This is a genomic window from uncultured Maribacter sp., assembly GCF_947495965.1.
In the GTDB taxonomy this organism is placed as follows: domain Bacteria; phylum Bacteroidota; class Bacteroidia; order Flavobacteriales; family Flavobacteriaceae; genus Maribacter_B.
In genome coordinates this window covers 227,292-249,232 of sequence record NZ_CANMBB010000004.1, presented here as the reverse complement: position 1 = coordinate 249,232, position 21,941 = coordinate 227,292, and the positions used below count along the sequence as shown (strand labels likewise).

The following is a 21,941-nucleotide window of genomic DNA, read 5'->3' as shown; positions in this document are numbered from 1 at the left end:
GGTTAAAAATTGCAAACACAATTGTTTATTCTACTCTCTAAAACTACGTTTTGAGCAAATTATTGTATTGTACTTGTAATCCTTTTAAAAAAATTTTATGTTAATTAAAGCCTTTCTTATAAGCTTTAAACCACCTTTCCGGAATATTTTGATTACATGCATCTAAATAGTCCTTTTCTGTGCATGGTAATAACGCAGGTGAATTTGTTTTAGTATGTGAAGATATTATTGATGGTACTTCTACCCACCATCTTTCTGTTAATAAGCTTTTATGAAAAATAAGTTCTTCGGTCTCATTAGGTACTATATACTTATTAAAGTCTGTATTTGAGTATGGAGATTCTTCTATTCTAAAGTTATAACCTTCTACAAAATACCACATCATTTGTGCAATTAATTGGCTGGATTGTACGGTATTTTCCATTTCATAAATACCAAACACGCTAACTTTATCACTAATGCCCGCATATCTTGCAATAGCACAAATTTCTGGTCCACTAAACCCGTTTGGAGAAAAATTTGCAGATAGGCATATTTCACTAGCTCTAATTGCTCTTGCATCTAAGCTTACCATATGTGCATTTCTTAACACTGGTTCTGACAAGGTAATGTCATTAACCATTTCTCCTAACCTATAAGAATCAAAAAAAAGACGCTCCATAAGGTCTAATTCTTCTTGCGCATTAAAATAACTTTGGTATCCTATGTTAGAAAAGTTAAATAAGTTATTAGGCTTATCTGTAATAATTTTGCTCATATAGGAATGCGAAGAAATAAGTTCGTCTTCCATTCCAAAATCAAAGCGGCTATCTACAGCCACTAAATTAATCATGTCTTTTATCCCATCAAAAGCTCTATAAGCCGCATAGGTAATATCTTGTGTTGCTCCTAAAATAATAGGAACAATATTTTCTTCTAATAATCCTGCAACAATTTCTTTTACTACAAAATAGGTATCTTCAACAGATTCTCCTTCTTCAATGTCCCCCATATCTACAATGGTAGAATTCCAATTGCCAGACATTAATTTATAAAACTGTATCCTTATAGCAGAAACATCTAATTTTTCTGTTTTCTTTTCAAATGCATTCCTAGACTCTTTTACTCCTAAAAGGGCTATAGATGCATTTGCCAGTACTGGCAAACCATCTCTTTCTGTATGCGCATAAATATTTTTCCCTAAAGCTTGCTCTGGTAATAACTCACAATGTGCCATTACTTTATCTTCCACAGGCACTAAAAAATCATACGCCATATTTATTTCTTAGCTTTTGGTTTTGCTTTCGCTTTTGGTTTAGCCTTTGCTTTTTTCTTTGGCGTTTTTGCCTCTATTAATGCTTTTGCTTCTTCTAAAGTCATAGCGGCAGCATCCACTGTTTTAGCAAGCTCTACTTTAATTTTACCTTTTAGAACATTATGCCTTCCCCATCTTGCTTTTTCTATACGAATACCTTCTTCCTCCCAGTTATGAACAACCTTATCTATCTCTTTCTGTTTTTTAGCTTCTATCAATTCTTCGATATCTGCTTGTGATAGATTATCAAAATCGTACTTTTTGTTAACATTAATAAACATACCATTCCATTTTATGAATGGCCCAAAACGCCCTACGCCTTTAACTACATCTTTATCTTCGTAGGTAGCAATTGGTGCATCTGCTTTTTGTTTTTCTATAATAAGTTCTATGGCTCTTTCCATGGTAATGTTCATAGCACTTTCATCCTTTGGAAGAGAAATAAATTTCTTACCAAAACGAACATAAGGCCCAAACCTACCAACATTTGCTGCAACTTCTTCTCCTTCATAAACTCCTAAATCTCTAGGTAATTTAAAAAGTTCCATTGCTTCTTCATAGGTTATACTCCCTAAATTTTGTTCTGGTAGTAAACTAGCAAATAATGGCTTCTCTTCTTCTTCTGCAGTACCAATTTGTACCATAGGTCCAAATCTTCCTAAACGTACAGATACTTGTCTGCCAGATTTTGGGTCTTTACCTAAAATACGTTCCCCGCTTGCACGCTCTGCATTTGCTTCTACATCTAGAACTGTTGGATGAAAATCTTTATAAAAAGTTTTCATTACTTTTTTCCAGTCTTCTTCGCCTGTTGCTATTTCATCAAAATCTTCTTCCACTTTTGCTGTGAAATTGTAATCTAAAATGTTAGCAAAATTACTTACTAAGAAATCGGTAACAATCATCCCTATATCTGTAGGAACCATTTTACCTTTATCAGAGCCTACTGTTTCTGTAAGGTTCTTTTCTGATACCGCATTAGATTCTAAAACTAATTGCGTATATTTTCTTTCTACACCTTCTATAGTTCCTTTTTCTACATATCCTCTATTAAGAATTGTAGATATTGTTGGCGCATAGGTAGATGGTCTTCCAATTCCTAATTCTTCTAATTTCTTAACTAAAGAAGCTTCTGTAAATCTATATGGTGCTCTAGAAAAACGCTCTGTAGCTGTTATATATTTATTGCTTAAAGCTTCTCCAACTTGCATTGCAGGTAACATGCCTTCCTGCTCTTCTGCTTGATCCTCATCATCAGAACTTTCTAAATATACTTTTAAGAAACCATCAAATTTTATAACCTCTCCATTTGCTGTAAATTCTTCAGAATGGGTGTTGGTTTTTATTTTAACGTTTGTTCTTTCTAATTGCGCATCACTCATTTGGGATGCTATAGTACGTTTCCAAATAAGCTCATATAACTTAGATTGATCACGCTCTAAAGAAACCGATGAACGCGACATTTCTGTAGGTCTAACGGCTTCATGTGCCTCTTGCGCTCCTTTTGTTTTTCCTGTAAAATTACGTACAGTACTATAGGATTCTCCGTAGTTTTGAATAATAGCGTCCTTTGCTGCATTAACCGCCTCGGAAGAAAGGTTTACACTATCTGTTCTCATGTAAGTAATAAGTCCTGCTTCATATAAGCGCTGTGCTACTTGCATGGTTCTACCAACCGAAAAATATAATTTTCTTGCGGCTTCTTGTTGTAAGGTTGATGTTGTAAATGGTGCAGATGGTGATTTTTTAGCTGGTTTTTTGTCTAAATTACCAACTGAAAAATTAGCATCTATATTCTTATCTAAAAACGCTTGTGCTTCTTCTTTAAAAGCAAATGTTTTATTAAGTTTTGCAGTAAACACGCTACCTTCTTTAGTAACAAATTGTGCTGATATTCTATAGGAAGCTACTGGTGTAAAGGCTTCTATACTACGCTCTCGTTCTACAATTAGACGCACTGCTACAGATTGTACTCTACCCGCAGAAAGTCCTGGCTTAATTTTTTTCCAAAGTACTGGGGATAATTGGTACCCTACCAAACGGTCTAACACCCTTCTGGCTTGTTGGGCATTTACCAAATTATAATTTATTTCTCTTGGATTTTCAATTGCTTTCTGAATTGCCGATTTAGTAATAGAGTTAAAAACAATTCTTTTTGTTTTGTCTTTATCCAATTTTAGCTCCTCTGCTAAATGCCAAGAAATAGCCTCTCCCTCACGATCCTCATCACTCGCTAGCCATATAGTATCTGCCTTCTTTGCTAAATCTTTTAGTTTTTTGACTAAGGCTTTCTTATCCTTATCTACTATGTATTTAGGTTCAAAATCTTTGTCGACATCTACACCTAATTCTTTAGAAGGTAAATCTGCAATATGCCCAAAACTGGACTCTACTTTAAAATCTTTACCTAAAAACTTCTCTATGGTTTTTGCCTTTGCTGGCGACTCTACTATTACTAAATTCTTAGCCATTCATTCCTTTTTGAAGCAACAAAAGTAGTCGAAATTTTTAATTAAATGTTATACCTAATATATATGTATAAAAAAAAGCTCCTTTTTAAAGAGCTTTTTACTAAGTATTAGAGTATTCTAATTTAGTTCTAAAGTGCTTATTAACTTTATGTTATTATTTAAATACTCGTATTGATATAAAATTTCATCGCCTACCATTAATAACTGGTTTTCTAACGGAATTACATCAAAAGTATCTATATCTTTAAAATGATTTAGCTCTTTTAAATCTTCAATATTTGTTTTATCGTATACTTTTAATCCTGCTTCACCATCGCAAATAAATAGTTTCTCATCTTTTATTCCCAAACCATAAGGCCCCTCTAGAGGGTAATTTTCTGCTAAAACAGGATTAGATATTACAGAAATATCTACAATAAACAAACCGCTCTCCGTTGCACCACAAGCATTGCCCCCTCTTAAAGTAACATACGCATAATCGCCATCTACTACAACAGGATCACATGCGGTACCGTGTTGAAATTCTGAAACAAAAGTAGGAGTAGCTGGTGTAGTAATATCATAGATATACATACCGCGCATACTTCCTAAAAAAAGATGATTTCCTTTATTAAAAATAGTTTCAATATCAAAACCTGCGAATACATCTTCTAAATCTTTTGGATTACCTAAATCTTCAATATTAAAAACATTTATAGTATGGCTATCTACCGCATATAAATAATCTTCCACAATCTTAAAACGTGCTAAAGACCCTCCTTGCCCAACGGAACGTGCATTTGTATCTTCAAAAAGAGCAATGTCTGGCCCTCCAAAACGCTCCTCATACTCTTCTATTAATCGCCTTTCTGTTACAGTTTCCCAACCAACAACAACTTCATTTTCATAATCTACCTCATCATATTCATAAAAATCTGCCACTGGCCACACCACATTATCTTTTAAAACATTCTTTAAACGATTTACAATTTTAATAGTATTAATATCCGATATATCTAATACCATTAAATCTGTAATACTATCTGCATATAAATAATCATCTTTTATAGATATATCTACATTGCCAGCTATTTTAATAAAAGCTATTTTCTTTGGAGAAGCCGAATTTGTATTATCTATTACATGCACTCCTTTGTACTTGTCATTTATAAAAATATAATTCTTATAAGCATATATTTTTCCAGACTCCTTTATAGGCATAGGAGCAATAATATCTACTCCATTATTAAATTCTGTTTTGGATATTTTTAAAGGTCTTGCTACTAAATAATCTGCATACTTACCATCCTCCTCTTTTTCACAAGAAAAAAAACTAAAGGTTAGAGCAACTATAATTAAAGCAAATCTAATTTTCATAACTATTTATTTTAAGTGGTTATAATTTAGATGCATTACTTAGAAGTTGGTTGCAATATTTTTTTATTTGCCTTTAAAAATTTTGATACAAATTGGTGAAAATTGCGCTTTTACTATCGTAAGAAGAGATTGTTAAATTTTTAATTAATTTGGTTTTTGCTAAAAAAGGCGGTTGTAAAATATCTACTCCGCTGTTCTTTTTTAATCGTATTCCTTGACCAGATATAATATCTTTATTTGGAACAAAACTATGTACAGGCAAGTGCTCTGTAATTATAAGATATTTATACTTTCTTAGTTTTTTAAGAAGGCTTATAATTTCTGTATTACTTATGTGTTGCATTACCTGCCTAACAATTGCACAATCTGCATTTGGCAATTTATCTTTGCTAATATCTAAACACAAAAACTCTAAATTGTCTTCTTTAAAAAGGTGTTTATTCCGTTCAATAAGGTTAGGAACAATATCTACCGCAATATATTTTTTAGTTAAATTCACTAATTGTATCCCAACATTAAAATCTCCACAACCCAAATCACAAACCTCCAAGCGCGTATTAAAAGAATTAAAAAAAAGAGAAACTTCTTTTACATAAGGGGCAACAAATTTTGAAGAATGAGAACCCAAACCAGAATAAAAATCAACATCTCCGCCCCACATCTTTTTTTCGTAAATCTGGTGCATTACTGCCTTTGTAGGCCATGGTTCTTTTTTGCGTTTTATTGTCATAAACAGATTTAATCTTAACTTTTTTAAAGCAAAAGTGTTGGCTAATATAAAAGCAATTGATAGGTAAAATAATAACTGCTTTTTAATTAACAATATACTTAAATAAAAACAATAACGGTTTAAAGTTGCCCCCCCAAAACCGCTATTGTTTTTATACCTAATTATTATGACGCTATTTTAGTGCTTTTTGCATGAATACTTTCATTTTTGCAATTATTTTATCTCCATCTTCTTCCAAAGCAAAATGTCCAGTATCGTAAATGTTGTAATCAATATTTTTTACATCTTTCTTAAAAGCTTCTGCACCACTTTCAGGAAAGAATGCATCATTTTTACCCCAAACTATTAATAATGGCGGTTGATTATCTCTTAAATATTGCTGCCATTTAGGATATAATTTTAAATTGTTTTGATAATCATAAAACAAATCAATATTAACTGCATGCGCATTTGGTCTTGATAATCTTAAAAAATCTAAATGCCACGTATCTGGATTCACATTCTCAGGGTTTCTGGTTCCATGTGTATATTGCCACTCCAACCCTTCCAATGAGAACGCTGGTAAAAGAGCGTTTTCAGTATTTTTATTTCTGTTAGCCCAAAGTTCTCTTATTCCTGCCCATGATTCCCCTAAGCCTTCTTCGTAAGCATTTCCGTTTTGATTAATAATAGCAGTAACTTTTTCTGGGTGTGCAGTAGCTATTCTAAAACCAATAGGAGCGCCATAATCTTGTAGCATTAATGCATAAGATGAGATTCCTTTTTTAACTAGAAAAGCGTCAATAGTTAATGCAATATTATCAAAAGTATATTCGTAATCGTTTGCTGATGGAAAATCGCTATTTCCAAACCCAGGATAATCTGGTGCAATTAAATGAAAGTCATTAGAAAGCTGATTTAATACTTTCCTATATTGATGGGATGAGGAAGGAAAACCATGTAAAAGTACAATAGTTGGCCTCTCTTTATTTCCAGATTCTCTGTATGCAATGTTTACGCCATTAATATCTATTTTTTTATATTTTATTTGTGTCATTTTTGTTTCAGTTGTAGTTACGTTATCTTTATGTATTGTTGTATTATTTTTTTCTTGACACGAAATCATCGTTGCCAGTATTATTACGTATAAAGTCAGTATTTTTTTCATAGGATAAATTATTTACAATTTTCTTTCAGATTCTTTAATTTCTATATCATTAATACTTGCAAAGCGTTTTTGCATTAATCCGTTTTCGTCAAATTCCCAATTTTCATTTCCGTAAGCTCTAAACCATTGCCCTTTTACATTCATATATTCATATTCAAAACGTACTGCAATTCTATTATTCCTAAAACCCCAAAGCTCTTTTTTTAGCTTATAGTTTAGCTCATTACTCCACTTGTTTTTCAAAAAATTTTGCACTTCTTTTCTACCATTGATAAAACTGACTCTATTTCGCCATTCTGTATCTATAGTATAAGCCATAGAAACCACAACAGGGTCTTTACTATTCCATGCATTTTCTGCCATTTGCACTTTTTGCTTAGCAGTTTCTTCATTAAAAGGTGGTACTGGTAATTTCTTCATAGTTTTAAATTTATTACCGAACATTCGGTAAATTACAATAATAATTTTTTTTAATCCCTTAAATATTTATTTTCAATTTTTTGCAATGTATTTTCAAAAACAGTTAGTTCTCCTAAACCTTTTGCAACAATTAAACTTCCTTGCAATTCAATTAAAACTTGTATGGCTCTATTTTCAGCTTCGTCATGAGATAAATTAAAAGCCAATCCAAGTTTTTTAAAGTTTGTTATCCATACATTCATACCATTTTTCACTTGTTCTTCAAATAGTTCTATACCCGCTTGCATTGATAATGCTCTAAATATGCAAATTTCCTTTCCGCCATCATATAACATTCTAACTCCTGCTAGTCCTTTTTTTAGTCTATTTTCAGGCGTTAAATCGTTATCTAATAAATTGCTAAAAATATTCTCATCAACCCAATCAGATATATGATTTAAAACTGCATCGGCCATTTCTTGTTTTCCATTAGGGAATCTATGATACAAACTAGCCTTTTTTAGACCTGCAGCCTCAGACAAATCTTTTAAACTTGCTCCTTCGTATCCTTTAGAACGAAAAACTTTAGCTAAGCCTGTTAAAATTTCTATATCTAATACTTTTTGCGGTCTCATAAGACAAAAGTAATAAAATTTATTGAATTACCGAACGATTGGTAATAAATTTTAAACTATAGATATTTTAACTGGTGTACTTTAAATTTTATAAAAACTTTACAACTGTCAATTTGTCATAATTTTGATTTTAGCGTTATCTTTGCAATTCTTTTAATCCAAAATGAAGTCAAGTAATTACATGGAAAAAACTATAGACGAATCTATACAAGGAACCACAATTTCTTTAGGTAATAATGACACTAATAGTCGTAAATTATATTTAGAAAGTTATGGCTGTGCTATGAATTTTGCCGATAGTGAAGTTGTAGCTTCTATTTTAACCAAAGAAGGTTTTAGCACTACTCAAAAACTAGAAGATGCAGACTTAGTTTTAGTAAATACTTGTTCTATTCGGGATAAAGCAGAACAAACGGTTCGTAAACGCTTACAAAAATTTAACGCCGTAAAAAAAGACAGACCGCATTTAAAAGTTGGGGTTTTAGGTTGCATGGCAGAAAGACTAAAAAGTAAATTTCTTGAAGAAGAAAAAATAGTAGATATGGTGGTTGGTCCAGATGCCTATAAAGACCTTCCTAATCTTATCCAAGAAATTGATGATGGTAAAAATGCAGTAAACGTAATTTTATCTAAAGAAGAAACCTATGGAGATATTGCTCCAATACGTTTACACACTAATGGCGTAAATGCTTTTGTATCTATTACCCGTGGCTGCGATAATATGTGTACCTTTTGCGTAGTTCCTTTTACTAGAGGAAGAGAACGTAGTAGAGAACCACAATCTATTTTAGAAGAAGTAAACGATTTATGGAATAAAGGATATAAAGAAATCACCCTTCTTGGTCAGAATGTAGACAGCTACTTATGGTATGGTGGCGGATTACGAAAAGATTTTGAAAATGCCTCTGAAATGCAAAAGGCAACGGCTGTAAACTTTGCAAACTTATTAGCTAAAGTTGCTGAGACACAACCAAAAATGCGAATTCGTTTTTCTACTTCTAATCCGCAAGACATGACCTTAGATGTCATTAAAACCGTAGCTAAGTATAAAAATATATGCAACCATATTCATTTACCATTACAAAGTGGAAGTAATAGGATTCTTAAAGAAATGAACCGATTACATACCATTGAAGAGTATTTTACTTTAATAGATAACATTCGTGAAATTCTTCCAGACTGCTCTATTTCTCAAGATATGATTATTGGTTTCCCAACAGAAACAGAAGAAGACCACCAAGATACACTTAAGGCTTTAGAGTATGTAAAATATAATTTTGGTTATATGTATGCCTATTCCGAAAGACCAGGAACTATGGCGGCAAGAAAATTAGAAGACGATATTCCCCAAGAAATAAAACAAAGAAGACTTGCAGAAGTAATTGCTTTACAAAGAGAGCATTGCCATTATAGAACGCAAATGCATTTAGGAAAAGTAGAAGAAGTTCTTATTGAAGGTTCTTCTAAAAAATCGGACAAACATTGGATGGGACGCAACTCGCAAAGTACCGTAGTTGTTTTTCCTAAAGAAAATTACAAAGTAGGAGATTTTGTAAATGTAAAAATTGAAGATTGCACCTCTGCAACCTTAAAAGGAACTGCTGTAGGATATTCTGATAATAATTAAAGTATACCATGGAAAGTATTCAGGCCATAAAACAACGATTTGAAATTATTGGTAACGATCCAAAACTAAATCGTGCCTTAGAAAAAGCAATACAGGTTGCCCCTACCGATATTTCTGTTTTGGTTACAGGAGAAAGTGGTGTTGGTAAAGAATCTATTCCAAAAATTATACATTCTTTATCGCATAGAAAACATGCAAAATATATTGCTGTAAACTGTGGAGCTATTCCAGAGGGAACTATAGACAGTGAACTTTTTGGACATGAAAAAGGTGCCTTTACTGGTGCTACATCTACTAGAAGTGGGTATTTTGAAGTTGCAGATGGTGGAACCATTTTTTTAGATGAAGTTGGTGAATTGCCTCTTACCACACAGGTACGTTTATTACGTGTTTTAGAAAATGGCGAATTTTTAAAAGTAGGCTCCTCTCAAGTGCAAAAAACAGATGTTCGTATTGTTGCAGCAACAAACGTGAATATGTTTGAAGCCATAAAAAAAGAAAAGTTTAGAGAAGATTTATATTACAGATTAAGCACTGTAGAATTAAATATTCCTCCTCTTAGAGAAAGAGAAGGTGACATTCATTTACTATTTAGAAAATTTGCTTCAGATTTTGGTCAAAAGTATAAAATGCCAACTATTAGGCTAGATGATAATGCCATACAATTATTATTAAAATATAGATGGCCAGGAAATATCCGCCAGCTAAGAAACATTGCAGAACAAGTTTCCGTATTAGAAGAAAAAAGAAATATCACTTTAGAAACGTTAAACGGATACCTTCCTAATGCTAGCAAAAACAATTTGCCTGCTGTAATTGGGCAAGAGAAAAAAGAAAGTGACTTTAGTAACGAACGCGAAATTCTTTACAAGGTTTTGTTTGATATGAAAGGGGATTTAAATGACCTTAAAAAACTAACCATGGAGTTGTTAAAAAACAACGACACCCAAAAAGTACAAGAAGAAAACGAGCACCTTATTCAAAAAATATACGGGGACACTAACACTAATGATAACGAGGAATCGCAAACAGAAGATTCTATATTACCTATTTTACAGTTACCAGAGCCAACAACAGAGAAAGCAAATGTAACAAGACCGCTATCTACTATAGATGACAAATACCATTTTGCAGAAGAAATTGAAGAAGAAGAAACCCTATCTTTACAAGAAAAAGAAATAGAATTAATTAAAAAATCTTTAGAACGTAATAGAGGTAAACGTAAAGCTGCCGCATCTGAATTAGGCATATCTGAAAGAACATTGTATAGAAAAATTAAACAATACGATTTATAAAAAATGAAAGTATTACTTAAAATAAAAAATAGTGCATTACCTATTTTTATTGCCTTGCTCCTAAATGGCTGTGGTGTTTATAATTTTACAGGCGGTAATCCTGGTACTGCAAAAACGTTTCAAGTAAACTATTTTCAAAACTATGCTTCGCAAAGCCCAGGCTCTACTTTTGAACCAGGCATGGATCGTGATTTTACGTTAGCATTACAAGACCGTATTTTAAACCAATCTAACTTAGATTTAGTAAATAATGGCAACGCAGATTTATTATATGAGGGCGAAATAACAGAATATCGTATTTCCCCTATGACTGCTACAGCACAACAAACAGCAGCACAAAACCGCTTAACTGTTCGTGTTAAATGTCGCTTTTTTAATAACACTAAAGAAGATGTAGATTTTGAACAAAATTTTTCTTTCTTTTATGATTTTGATGCCAACTTACAGTTAATTAATGTAAAAAGTACGGCGCATGAAGTTATTTTTGAACGTATAACCCAAGATATTTTTAACGCCTCTTTAGCAGATTGGTAATTTCTTATGAATGTAGAAGATTTCACATATTTATTAAAAAATCCGAATAAGGTTGTTACCCCTATTCAAACAAATCAATTAGAAGAAATTCTTGAAGAATACCCTTATTTTCAAGCTGCAAGAGCACTACACTTAAAAGGACTAAAAAATTTAAATAGCTACAAATACAATAATGCATTAAAAATTACTGCTGCTTATACTGCAGATAGAGACGTTCTTTTTAATTTTATAACAAGTAAAAACTTTTTACAAAAAATAAAAAAATCTAACACTCCTGTTAAGGAAGTAGAAATAGCCGATTTAAACGTTAGTGTCGAAGAAATAAACATCCCTACGAAAGAAGAAAAACTTCTTATAGAAAAATCTGAAGACAAACCATTACCGCAAGACAAAGAGGACGCTAACAAAATATTAGACCCAAAACTTTTTAAAAGTAAAGAAACGCCAAACACCTCAAATACTGAAAAGAAAAATATAGACCCTATACAATCTTCCAAAGACAAATTAGAAATTGGAACTCCAATACCTTTTGATAAAAAGGAAAAACATTCTTTTGCGCAATGGCTTCAATTAGCATCTTTCAAAGAAATTAATAGAACAGAAGACACCCCTAAGCAAAAAGAAACAAAAGAAGTAACGAATAAGGTACCCGAAAAAAAGACTCCGAAAAGCAAAAAATTTGATCGTATAGATGAGTTTATTGCAAAAAGCCCTAAAATTGTACCGCAAAAAAACAGTACACCAAAAATAGATATAAAAGACTCTACAACCATTAATCAGAATGAATTAATGACACAAACTTTAGCCAAGGTTTACCTAGAGCAAAAAAAGTACAAAAAAGCAATACAGGCCTATAAAATATTAAGTTTGAAATATCCAGAAAAAAGTAGTTTCTTTGCAGACCGAATTAAAGCGGTAGAAAAATTACAACAGGATAATAACTAAGCACAATGAGCACCTTTTCCATTTTTTTGATTCTTATAATCATCGTATGTTTCTTACTAATATTAGTAATAATGGTACAAAACCCTAAAGGTGGAGGACTTTCTTCTTCTTTTGGTGGCGGTGGCACACAAGTAGTGGGCGGTGTTAAAAAAACCGGTGACTTTTTAGATAAAAGTACATGGACATTAGCTGCTCTTTTAGTTGTTTTAATACTAGCATCTAACATTGCTTTAAAAGGAAACTTTGGTGATGCAGATTCTAAATTATTACAAGGAGATGATATAGAGACCGTTGTTCCTGAAGAAACAGCACCTGTAGAAACAACAACTCCTGCTCCAGCAACACAAGAAACTGCTCCAGCAGAGTAATAACTACATAAAATATATTTTAAAAAATGCCAGCTTTATGACAAGCTGGCATTTTTTATTTAAATATGGCAGAAAAATAGCAATGGCATAATTACTGCCTAAATAAATCTAGATTTTAATAAACCAATTTAAAAATTTATATAATGGCAAAAGTAAAAATTCAACCATTAGCAGATAGAGTTCTTATAGAGCCAATGGCTGCTGAGACTAAAACAGCTTCTGGAATTTATATCCCAGATACTGCAAAAGAAAAACCTCAAAAAGGAAAAGTTGTTGCAGTTGGTCCAGGAACTAAAGATGAAGCTGTAACTGTAAAAGTTGGAGACTCTGTCCTTTATGGAAAATATGCAGGAACCGAATTAAAATTAGAAGGAACCGATTATTTAATGATGCGTGAAAGCGATATTCTAGCAATTGTTTAATTGCTTTTGGCTATTAGCTTTTGGCTATTAGCTTTTTTTATTAATTCTAAAAGCCAAAGGCTAAAAGCTAGCGGCTAAAAATAAATTTACACACAATGGCAAAAGATATAAAATTTGATATTGACGCAAGAGACGGCCTTAAAAGAGGAGTTGATGCTCTAGCAAACGCAGTAAAAGTTACCTTAGGACCTAAAGGTAGAAATGTAATTATTAGCAAATCTTTTGGGGCTCCTGCAGTTACTAAAGATGGTGTTACAGTTGCAAAAGAAATAGAATTAGCAGATGCTCTTGAAAACATGGGAGCGCAAATGGTTAAAGAAGTTGCTTCTAAGACTAATGATTTAGCTGGTGATGGTACTACTACCGCAACCGTTCTAGCACAAGCTATAGTAAAAGAAGGCTTAAAGAACGTTGCTGCAGGCGCTAATCCAATGGATTTAAAAAGAGGTATAGACAAAGCGGTTGAAGCTATTGTTGCAGACCTTGCTAAACAATCTAAAAAAGTTGGTGATTCTTCAGAAAAAATTAAGCAAGTTGCTTCTATTTCTGCTAATAACGACGAAACTATTGGCGATTTAATTGCTAAAGCTTTTGGAAAAGTTGGTAAAGAAGGAGTAATTACTGTTGAAGAAGCTAAAGGGACAGATACGTATGTAGATGTTGTTGAAGGTATGCAGTTTGACAGAGGATACCTTTCTCCATACTTTGTTACAGATTCTGAAAAAATGATTGCCGATTTAGAAAACCCATATATCTTATTATTTGATAAGAAAATATCTGCAATGAAAGATTTACTTCCTGTATTAGAGCCTGTTGCTCAATCTGGAAAACCATTGTTAATTATTGCGGAAGATGTAGATGGCGAAGCATTAGCAACTTTAGTTGTAAACAAATTAAGAGGTTCTCTTAAAATTGCTGCTGTAAAAGCTCCTGGATTTGGAGATCGTAGAAAAGCAATGTTAGAAGATATTGCAATCTTAACTGGCGGTACTGTTATTTCTGAAGAAAGAGGTTTTTCTTTAGATAATACTACATTAGAGATGCTTGGTACTTGTGAAAAAGTAGCTATAGACAAAGACAACACAACTATTGTTAATGGTGGTGGTGATGCTAAGGTTATTAAAACTAGAGTTAACCAAATAAAAGCGCAGATAGAAACTACGACATCTGATTATGATAAAGAAAAACTACAAGAGCGTTTAGCTAAATTAGCTGGCGGTGTAGCAGTTCTTTATGTTGGTGCTGCTTCTGAAGTAGAAATGAAAGAGAAAAAAGACAGAGTAGATGATGCTTTACACGCAACTAGAGCTGCTGTAGAAGAAGGTATTGTTGCCGGTGGTGGTGTTGCTTTGGTAAGAGCTAAATCTGTTTTACAAAAGATAAAAGCAGAAAATGCAGATGAAGAAACTGGGTTACAAATTGTTGCTAGAGCAATAGAAGCTCCTATAAGAACTATTGTAGCTAATGCTGGTGGTGAAGGATCTGTAGTAGTCGCTAAAATTTTAGAAGGAAAAGGCGATTTTGGTTACGATGCTAAATCAGAACAATATGTTGAGATGATGAAAGCTGGTATTATTGACCCTAAAAAAGTAACCCGTGTTGCTTTAGAAAATGCTGCTTCTGTTTCTGGAATGATCCTTACTACAGAATGTGCTTTAACAGATATTAAAGAAGATGCTCCTGCTATGCCTCCAATGGGCGGTGGCGGAATGCCAGGAATGATGTAATATTCTTTACGAAATCACAATAAAAATCCCGCTTTGAAAAATTTCAAAGCGGGATTTTATTTTATACCATTTTTTAGTTACTATAAATCTCTGTACTATAAAATGCAGGAATAGAAAACCAAAAACCTTTAAATGCTACGGCAGGCTTTAGTAATTGCCCCATTCTTGATCCAGACACAGCCTCTCCAAAAACATTCCATACATTTCCTTCATTATCTTCTAGCATTAATTCAGTATCGTCATATATATAAGTAAAATCTAAATTTTCCGTATCTGCATCTAATAAAAATGCAAGAATAAAATTAGCATTGCCAACTACTAAATAATTATTTCCTTCAAAATTATCTTTAACAACTACTCCTTGCGAAAAATCACTAAATCTATATGCTTTTGCCTTACTCCCATTAATAACAGCATAAACCCTCTCTTTTAAAGGCAATCTAGAATCCTTTTCTACAGGAAAAAGAAAACGAGTATTATTGGTGTTATAGTCTCCATATGGGGATGTTCCATAAGTTCTAGAAAAACCTGTATTAGTACTAACAACTTTTGAATCTGGATATAAAGTTTTCCAGACCCCCCAAGTAGTTTCTAATAGGGGTACAATAGCTGCCTTACTCCCTATTAAATCGCCATTAACAGATTCATTTAAAATTTGTGACCAATTACTTCCCGTAGCCCTATCAAATGGAATTAAGTTCGTATTATACAAAAGTCCCGAAACACCAAAAGTAGTCTCCGCACCATTAATTACTCTATTCCACCCTATACCCGTTCCTGTTAATGGGCAATATGTAATTGCTACAGAAGTAGCTCCTACATTATCATTAATAATTTCATGCCAATCTAAAATTACATGTGGGTATGCTCTAACATCATCTCCATTTTTATAGCCAATTACTAAATCTGAATCTGCTAAAAATGTTACTTCAGATACATTAATAAGATTTGGATTTTCTAACGCCGGTATTCCATCCCTACCAGGTCCTCCATCTAATACATCCTGAATAGGAATACTCCATTCGGATGAATTATTATCATCCATAGAATTATTTGTATTAGAAGAGCTACAGGATACTAACATGCTAATACAAAACAATAATCTTAATCCTTTTTTCATCATTTAATATTTAAAGAGTTCTTATTTTTTTTATTAATTTTTAACAGCAATCCTGCTGTTACTCTAAATGTGGGTGTTAATTGTGTTCCTTCAACGTAGCTATATAATGGCACTTCCATTTTAGTAATTGCATTGAAGTTTGGTGTAATTTGAATATTTAATTCTGGTCTAACAAAAACCCAATTCCCACCTGTATTAGGTATTTCTGAATCATCTATTTTATCACTCCATGATTTTCTATACTTAAATACTAACCCAGGGTTAACTATAGTATTAAAAATTAACAGTTGATCTGTATAACCTGCACTTATTTGAAGGGTATTACCAAATTCATATGTAGAAGTATTATTTAAATAAGAAGAATTAACTCCCGTAAACCTATAAATAGCACTGGTAGAAACAGTTCCTGAAGGTCTTAAAATTCCGTTTTTAGAAAAAGAAAGCCAACCTAAACCATCCCAAGCTCCACTACCAGGTTGTAAATCTGAAGTTAATTGAATTCCTTCCTCCGAAGTAAAATCAGACTTCCCCAATGGCACTTTTACTCCTGTACCTAAATTAAGAAATGTGTTTTCCCCTAAAACATCTAGCATTCTATATTTTAGTAGAACAACCGCATCTCCTATTCCTGAAGTTTCTGTGAAATTTTCATTTCCAAACTGTGATATAGTTCTAGTTTGGTTAACCCATGTAAAAAGTGTTTCTAAAGAAAATTGATTTGTAAAAGCATAATTTGTATTTACTAGAATAGAATTAGTTATCCTTTGTCTAGAATCATCATTTAATTTACTTGAACCAGCATTTAAAGTATTTAGATTATTATAATCATAATTAACCCCTAATTGAAAACCTCCTTTTCCATTATTAGACAATCCTAAATTATTAGACAACGGTACACCACCAGAACAACATGTTTGGGAATAAATTTGCTGACTTATCCCTAAAATAAAAGCAAGAAAAGTAATTTTAAAATACATAAATGAATCTATTACTTCATTTTAGTACTCCATTAAAAAGAAAACCTTACATATTAGAAACACAAACTCTAAAAATTTAACATTTTAATACTAGTTTTAAGGTTAAACCCAAACTACTATATTAATTATACGTTTTATTCCATAATGTTCATTAAGTTTGGATCAAAAGAATAGTAATAAATATTAAAAGAAAACCTAATACTTATTACATATATACTAGTAAAAAGCTAAAATAATGTAATACATTTCCTAACAATAACTAAAAAAGCGTATTTTTCTAAAGATATAACCCAAAGATAACATTAGAGCCCATCTAAAAGTGCTTTTTTTGCAAAACCAAACTAAAAATACAGTAAATGGATTTTTCTCTTGTTGTAATATATTTAGGATTTACCCTAGCTGCTTACTCTGTAGTTGGAAATGACACTATACAAACACTTGGAACATTCTTAAGTTCTAATGAAAGAAAAAAATGGTGGGTACTATGGTTATTTGCCGGCGGTATATTAAGCGTTACTCTTATTTACGGATATATTACACATGCTGGTGATGTCTCGTACGGGCGTTTAGAAAAATACCCAATGCCAGACCCATTTGCGTGGTATTATATACTCCCTCCTATAATATTAATGCTCTTAACAAGAACAGGAATCCCAGTTAGCACCTCTTTTATGGTACTAACTTTCTTTAATCAGAAAAATTTAAATGACATGATCATTAAATCTATTTCTGGTTATGCCGTTGCTTTTGTTGCTGCAATTATTTTGTATGCTATTGTAGCTAATTTATTAGAAAAGAAATTTATAGAAAACCCAATAACTCCTAAACAAAGAAAAATATGGACAACATTACAATGGTGTTCTACAGGGTTTTTATGGTCGCAATGGTTAATTCAGGATTTTGCTAACATATATGTGTATTTACCAAGAGAACTAAAAGTATGGCAGTTACTATTTTCATTAGTTATTATTCTTGGAATGTTAGCTTTTATTATTGCCAAAAAAGGTGGCGAAATTCAAAAAATTGTAAAATCAAAAACTAACACTGTAGATATTCGTTCTGCAACATTAATAGATTTATCCTACGGTATTATTCTTTTCTATTTTAAAGAATTAAACAATGTTCCTATGAGTACTACATGGGTTTTTATTGGTATTCTCGCTGGTAGAGAAATAGCATTGAACTTTATGCTTAGAAAAAAAGAAAACCGAAAAAATATGTTTAAAAATTTAGGCATGGATTTATTAAAAGTGTTTATTGGTTTAATAGTAAGTATTGTTTTAGTATATGTAGTTAAATTTTTAGCTACCCTGTAATTAGAAGCACTTTATATTTTATTAAAAAGAGAAGAGATGAAAAGTATATTATTCCCTACCGATTTTACAGAGCTGTCTTTAAATGCTTTTACATACGCAATGGAATACGCTCAAAAATCTAATTCAAAACTTATTGTTTACCATACGTATTCTGAAAATAATGACATCCCGGAAGAAGCACAGCAAGTTTACGACAAGGTAGATATACAGAATTTTAGAAACAAAAAAGACAAATTCCCTCCCTTTGAAAAATTAATAAAAGATAGTAAAGTCGGAGATTTAAAAGTAAAATATGTTGTAGATGAAGGCAATTTCATAGACTCCCTAAAAAACTATATTACTCGTAAAGAAGATAAAATAGATTTAATTATAATGGGTACCCAAAACAAAGAAAATAGCTTGTTTAATATTTTCATGGAAACCAATACAATTAAAATACTTCAAGAAATAAACAAACCTGTTATAGCTATTCCAGAAAAAGCTACTTTTGATGGTTACCTAAATAATATAGCTTTTTTAGTAGATTATCGTGAAGATGAAAGAGAACCTTTAGAGCAAGTAATCTTAAAAACCCAAGAATTTAATTCTAATTTACATGTTATACATTTTGATTTAGCACATGGTGAGTCCATATCCCCTTTAATGAGCTCTTTTAAAGACTCATTGCAATTAAAAGATTTAAATAACACCAAGTTTATATCTATTGACACTATTAATCTAAAAAAATCATTATCAGAATACTGTGTTAATAATACTATTGATATGATTTGTGTTATTAACCATAAACGCAATTTTTACCAACGATTATTTTCTCTTAGTTTAGCAGAAGATATTTTAAATCACTTAGACATTCCTGTAATGGCTATTTATAGTGAATAAATATAAAAGCCGCTTTCATAAGTATATGAAAGCGGCTTTTATGTAAAGGCACAAATTAATGTGCTGCACCATCATCCGAATTATCTTCTCTGTATTTACAACAAGGATGTACATTATCATAAGCTTCATTCGTGGCTTTTAACTCTTTAGTATCATGCCCCACAGCAATAATGGCAGTTTTTATTTTCATAGGGTCTGTTTTACGCTCATCTACTATTAAAGAAAGTTGATGCGAAGGAATATCCCAAGATGCATATTTTACTCCTTTACAATTTAAAGCTGCCTTTTCTATTCGCATCTTACACATTTCACACTTACCATCTACCTCAAAAGTTAATTTTTTATTCTTTTCCTGAGCAAAGGTTATTACTGTAAACAATGCCATTGTTAAGGTTAAAATTGTTGTTTTCATTTCTCTTATTATTAATTAATATTAAATTTTAAATCTAAATCCGCCATAAAACATTCTTCCCATTATAGGTGCATATATAATGGTAGTATCAAAATTAGAGCCAAAAGGGTCATCTACTCCTAAAACAGGACTAACCTGCTGCACATTAGAAAGATTTTCTCCGCCCACATACACTTCAAATGTATTGGAGAACACTTTTGTTATTTGTGCATTCATATGATTATAGGGCAATGAATACGCTCCTAATTGATATTCTTCAGGATTACTACTGGTATCTGGCAACCTTTTTTTCCCCATACTATTAAGCGTATAATCAAACTTCCATTGTGCTCCATTCTCTTTGGCCTCTGTTTCATATCCTAAATTAACAAAGAAGCGATGTTGTGCTAATAAAGGTTTTTGAAGATTCCCGATATTATAATCGGTAGAAACATCATAAAACTTATACGATGTTCTTAGGTCTAAACGAGAAAACAACTCATAATTCACTTCCACTTGAAAACTCTTAGCACTACTCTCTCCATCTAAATTATAAAAGGATACCTCCTGCGGATTTTCCCAATCTACTACTACTTGATTTTTAAAATCTGTAATGTAATAATCTAACGAAATATCTCCTTTTTTATTTAGGAAATTAAATCCTTGCAAAAAGCTTAGTCCATAGTTCCATGCATCTTCAGGCTTTAAACCATAAACACTACCACCGGTATCTGCAATATTAATGGTTCTAGCGGATCCAAATAACTGCTGATTTTCTGCAAAAATATTGGCAGCCCTTTTTCCTCTACCAAAAGAACCTCGTAAGCTTCCTTTTTCCCATGGCGTATATCTAATATGAAATCTTGGTGTTACAAAGGTTCCTAATCTATTATGATTATCTACTCGCACACCTGCAGTAAGACTCACTTTCTCCAAATTCTCATAGCTATATTCCAAAAAGGCTCCCACAGAATTATCTACCCTAGAGTAATCTGCCGTACTCACCTCTTCATCATATCCATCATACGCAAAAGTAATTCCTGTTTTAAACTTGTTTCTAGTATCCCCAATAATGGAATTAAATAGGAGATTACTATACAAACTTTCGTGTTTAATAGCATACGTTCTATAGCCAAAATAAGAATCTTGCTTATGTAAACTATAGGAAGTCTGAAACCCAAAACTTTGAAACGGAAGTTCTGGAAAAACATAACCTAATTTCAGTGAAGTACCAAAACGACGCGTGTTAATTTCACTACCCCACACTTCGACTCCGCTCTGCAAAGACCTATTACTATCTAATCTATGTATACTAGGATTAAAATTGATTTGCCCAACTTGTTTTTCATCATTTAAAAAACGAATATTAAAGAAACTCACCCACCCTTTTTCTGCATCTTGGTATTGCCAACGGTTCATTACATTAATCTGGTCTGCCAAAGGCGCATCTAAAAATCCGTCTTTATTACCATCTTCCTTTTGGGTTCGTTTATTACCATGTATATATAAACCTGTACTCCATTTATCTGTAAGTTTTTTATTAAAATGGGTATTGAGCTCATAACGTCCATTTTGGTTTGCATACCCATTCACAAAAACAGCATTATCCGTTAAAGGTTTTACCAACTCTGTATTTATTTGCCCAGATATACTCTCGTAACCATTAACCACGCTACCCGCCCCTTTGGTAATCTGAATACTTTCTATCCATGTACCTGGAGTAAAGGTTAATCCATATGCCTGCGAGGCTCCACGAACCATAGGAATATTCTCTTGGGTAATTAATAAATACGGACTAGTTAAGCCCAACATTTCAATCTGCTTTGTACCTGTTAATCCGTCTGATAAGTTTACATCAATTGCTGGGTTAGTTTCAAAACTCTCTGCTAAATTACAGCAAGCCGCTTTTAGTAATTCTGCACTATTTACCGTAATTACATTTTGCGAACTAAAATATGCTTTTTGCACATTTTCTCTTTCTTGTTTAACCACCACCTCATGTAACTCATTTGATGGTTTTAAACTATGATGTATAGTTCTTGGTGCATTAACTGTAAGCGTATCCGACTTATATCCTATGTAACTAATAACAAGTTTATTATAATCCTTTACATATGGAATAGAAAATAACCCATCAGCATTTGTAACCGCACCAGTTTGCGAGTATAACCAATATACATTGGCTCCTTCTAACGGAATATGTTTTTTAGCAATATTTGCTTCCATAACCATTCCTTCTACTTTCTCTTGTGAAACACAAAAAAAAGGAAGCGCTACAAATAGTAGTAAATAAATATTTCTCATAATT

The 21,941-nt window shown here is 32.3% G+C and carries 20 protein-coding genes; 9 read left to right on the top strand and 11 right to left on the bottom strand.

Annotated elements, in window-relative coordinates; genetic code table 11:
- Positions 1 to 100 precede the first annotated feature (100 nt).
- The 7 genes from Q0820_RS10585 to Q0820_RS10555 all read right to left on the bottom strand — a co-directional run bounded on the left by Q0820_RS10585 (position 101) and on the right by Q0820_RS10555 (position 8,032).
- Positions 101 to 1,255 carry a formimidoylglutamase gene (locus Q0820_RS10585; RefSeq protein ID WP_298487609.1) on the bottom strand — a complete coding sequence of 385 codons (1,155 nt, stop codon included), beginning with the start codon at positions 1,253 to 1,255 and terminating at the stop codon, positions 101 to 103.
- 2 nt (positions 1,256 to 1,257) lie between these two features.
- Positions 1,258 to 3,765: a type I DNA topoisomerase gene (gene topA, locus Q0820_RS10580; protein ID WP_298487608.1), complete on the bottom strand. Its 2,508-nt coding sequence runs from the start codon at positions 3,763 to 3,765 to the stop codon at positions 1,258 to 1,260.
- A 117-nt stretch (positions 3,766 to 3,882) separates the two neighbouring features.
- Positions 3,883 to 5,121, bottom strand: coding sequence for a hypothetical protein (locus Q0820_RS10575; protein WP_298487607.1), 1,239 nt, complete (start codon positions 5,119 to 5,121; stop codon positions 3,883 to 3,885).
- Between the two features lie 73 nt (positions 5,122 to 5,194).
- Positions 5,195 to 5,851, bottom strand: coding sequence for a class I SAM-dependent methyltransferase (locus Q0820_RS10570; protein ID WP_298487606.1), 657 nt, complete (start codon positions 5,849 to 5,851; stop codon positions 5,195 to 5,197).
- Positions 5,852 to 6,023: 172 nt separating this feature from the next.
- Positions 6,024 to 6,998, bottom strand: coding sequence for an alpha/beta hydrolase (locus Q0820_RS10565; protein ID WP_298487605.1), 975 nt, complete (start codon positions 6,996 to 6,998; stop codon positions 6,024 to 6,026).
- A gap of 12 nt (positions 6,999 to 7,010) precedes the next feature.
- On the bottom strand, positions 7,011 to 7,418 hold the full coding sequence (locus tag Q0820_RS10560; protein WP_298487604.1) for a nuclear transport factor 2 family protein: 408 nt from the start codon (positions 7,416 to 7,418) through the stop codon (positions 7,011 to 7,013).
- 50 nt (positions 7,419 to 7,468) lie between these two features.
- A complete protein-coding gene (locus Q0820_RS10555; RefSeq protein ID WP_298487603.1) occupies positions 7,469 to 8,032 on the bottom strand; it encodes a TetR/AcrR family transcriptional regulator in 564 nt (187 codons plus the stop codon).
- Positions 8,033 to 8,213: 181 nt separating this feature from the next.
- Here Q0820_RS10555 and miaB point away from each other — a divergent pair, with 181 nt between their 5' ends.
- The 7 genes from miaB (at position 8,214) to groL (ending at position 14,950) form a co-directional block, all read left to right on the top strand.
- On the top strand, positions 8,214 to 9,659 hold the full coding sequence (gene miaB, locus Q0820_RS10550; protein ID WP_298487602.1) for a tRNA (N6-isopentenyl adenosine(37)-C2)-methylthiotransferase MiaB: 1,446 nt from the start codon (positions 8,214 to 8,216) through the stop codon (positions 9,657 to 9,659).
- An 8-nt stretch (positions 9,660 to 9,667) separates the two neighbouring features.
- On the top strand, positions 9,668 to 10,954 hold the full coding sequence (locus tag Q0820_RS10545) for a sigma-54 dependent transcriptional regulator (RefSeq protein ID WP_298487601.1): 1,287 nt from the start codon (positions 9,668 to 9,670) through the stop codon (positions 10,952 to 10,954).
- A gap of 3 nt (positions 10,955 to 10,957) precedes the next feature.
- Complete coding sequence (locus Q0820_RS10540) at positions 10,958 to 11,488, top strand: LptE family protein (RefSeq protein WP_298487600.1); 531 nt, start codon at positions 10,958 to 10,960, stop codon at positions 11,486 to 11,488.
- 6 nt (positions 11,489 to 11,494) lie between these two features.
- Positions 11,495 to 12,433 carry a hypothetical protein gene (locus Q0820_RS10535; protein ID WP_298487599.1) on the top strand — a complete coding sequence of 313 codons (939 nt, stop codon included), beginning with the start codon at positions 11,495 to 11,497 and terminating at the stop codon, positions 12,431 to 12,433.
- A 5-nt stretch (positions 12,434 to 12,438) separates the two neighbouring features.
- The gene (gene secG / locus Q0820_RS10530) at positions 12,439 to 12,801 is read left to right on the top strand and encodes a preprotein translocase subunit SecG (protein WP_298487598.1); all 363 of its coding nucleotides are present in this window, start codon (positions 12,439 to 12,441) and stop codon (positions 12,799 to 12,801) included.
- A gap of 143 nt (positions 12,802 to 12,944) precedes the next feature.
- Positions 12,945 to 13,223, top strand: coding sequence for a co-chaperone GroES (locus tag Q0820_RS10525; RefSeq protein WP_121065268.1), 279 nt, complete (start codon positions 12,945 to 12,947; stop codon positions 13,221 to 13,223).
- Between the two features lie 95 nt (positions 13,224 to 13,318).
- Positions 13,319 to 14,950 carry a chaperonin GroEL gene (gene groL / locus Q0820_RS10520; protein WP_298487597.1) on the top strand — a complete coding sequence of 544 codons (1,632 nt, stop codon included), beginning with the start codon at positions 13,319 to 13,321 and terminating at the stop codon, positions 14,948 to 14,950.
- A 73-nt stretch (positions 14,951 to 15,023) separates the two neighbouring features.
- On the opposite strand, the gene Q0820_RS10515 is transcribed toward groL, so the two are convergent.
- A complete protein-coding gene (locus Q0820_RS10515) occupies positions 15,024 to 16,070 on the bottom strand; it encodes a DUF3179 domain-containing protein (protein ID WP_298487596.1) in 1,047 nt (348 codons plus the stop codon).
- Entirely contained in the window at positions 16,070 to 17,047 is a 978-nt protein-coding gene (locus tag Q0820_RS10510; protein ID WP_298487595.1) for a transporter, read from the bottom strand. The genes Q0820_RS10515 and Q0820_RS10510 overlap by 1 nt, the downstream gene beginning before the upstream one ends.
- A 356-nt stretch (positions 17,048 to 17,403) precedes the next feature.
- Here Q0820_RS10510 and Q0820_RS10505 point away from each other — a divergent pair, with 356 nt between their 5' ends.
- Positions 17,404 to 18,363: a hypothetical protein gene (locus tag Q0820_RS10505; protein WP_298487594.1), complete on the top strand. Its 960-nt coding sequence runs from the start codon at positions 17,404 to 17,406 to the stop codon at positions 18,361 to 18,363.
- 36 nt (positions 18,364 to 18,399) lie between these two features.
- Positions 18,400 to 19,242 (top strand): universal stress protein, encoded by an 843-nt coding sequence (locus Q0820_RS10500; RefSeq protein WP_298487593.1) that lies wholly within the window; start codon positions 18,400 to 18,402, stop codon positions 19,240 to 19,242.
- A gap of 55 nt (positions 19,243 to 19,297) precedes the next feature.
- Here the strand turns inward: Q0820_RS10500 and Q0820_RS10495 are convergent, their stop codons facing one another.
- A complete protein-coding gene (locus Q0820_RS10495; protein ID WP_298487592.1) occupies positions 19,298 to 19,654 on the bottom strand; it encodes a heavy-metal-associated domain-containing protein in 357 nt (118 codons plus the stop codon).
- A gap of 21 nt (positions 19,655 to 19,675) precedes the next feature.
- A complete protein-coding gene (locus tag Q0820_RS10490; RefSeq protein ID WP_298487591.1) occupies positions 19,676 to 21,937 on the bottom strand; it encodes a TonB-dependent receptor in 2,262 nt (753 codons plus the stop codon).
- Positions 21,938 to 21,941: the final 4 nt, after the last annotated feature.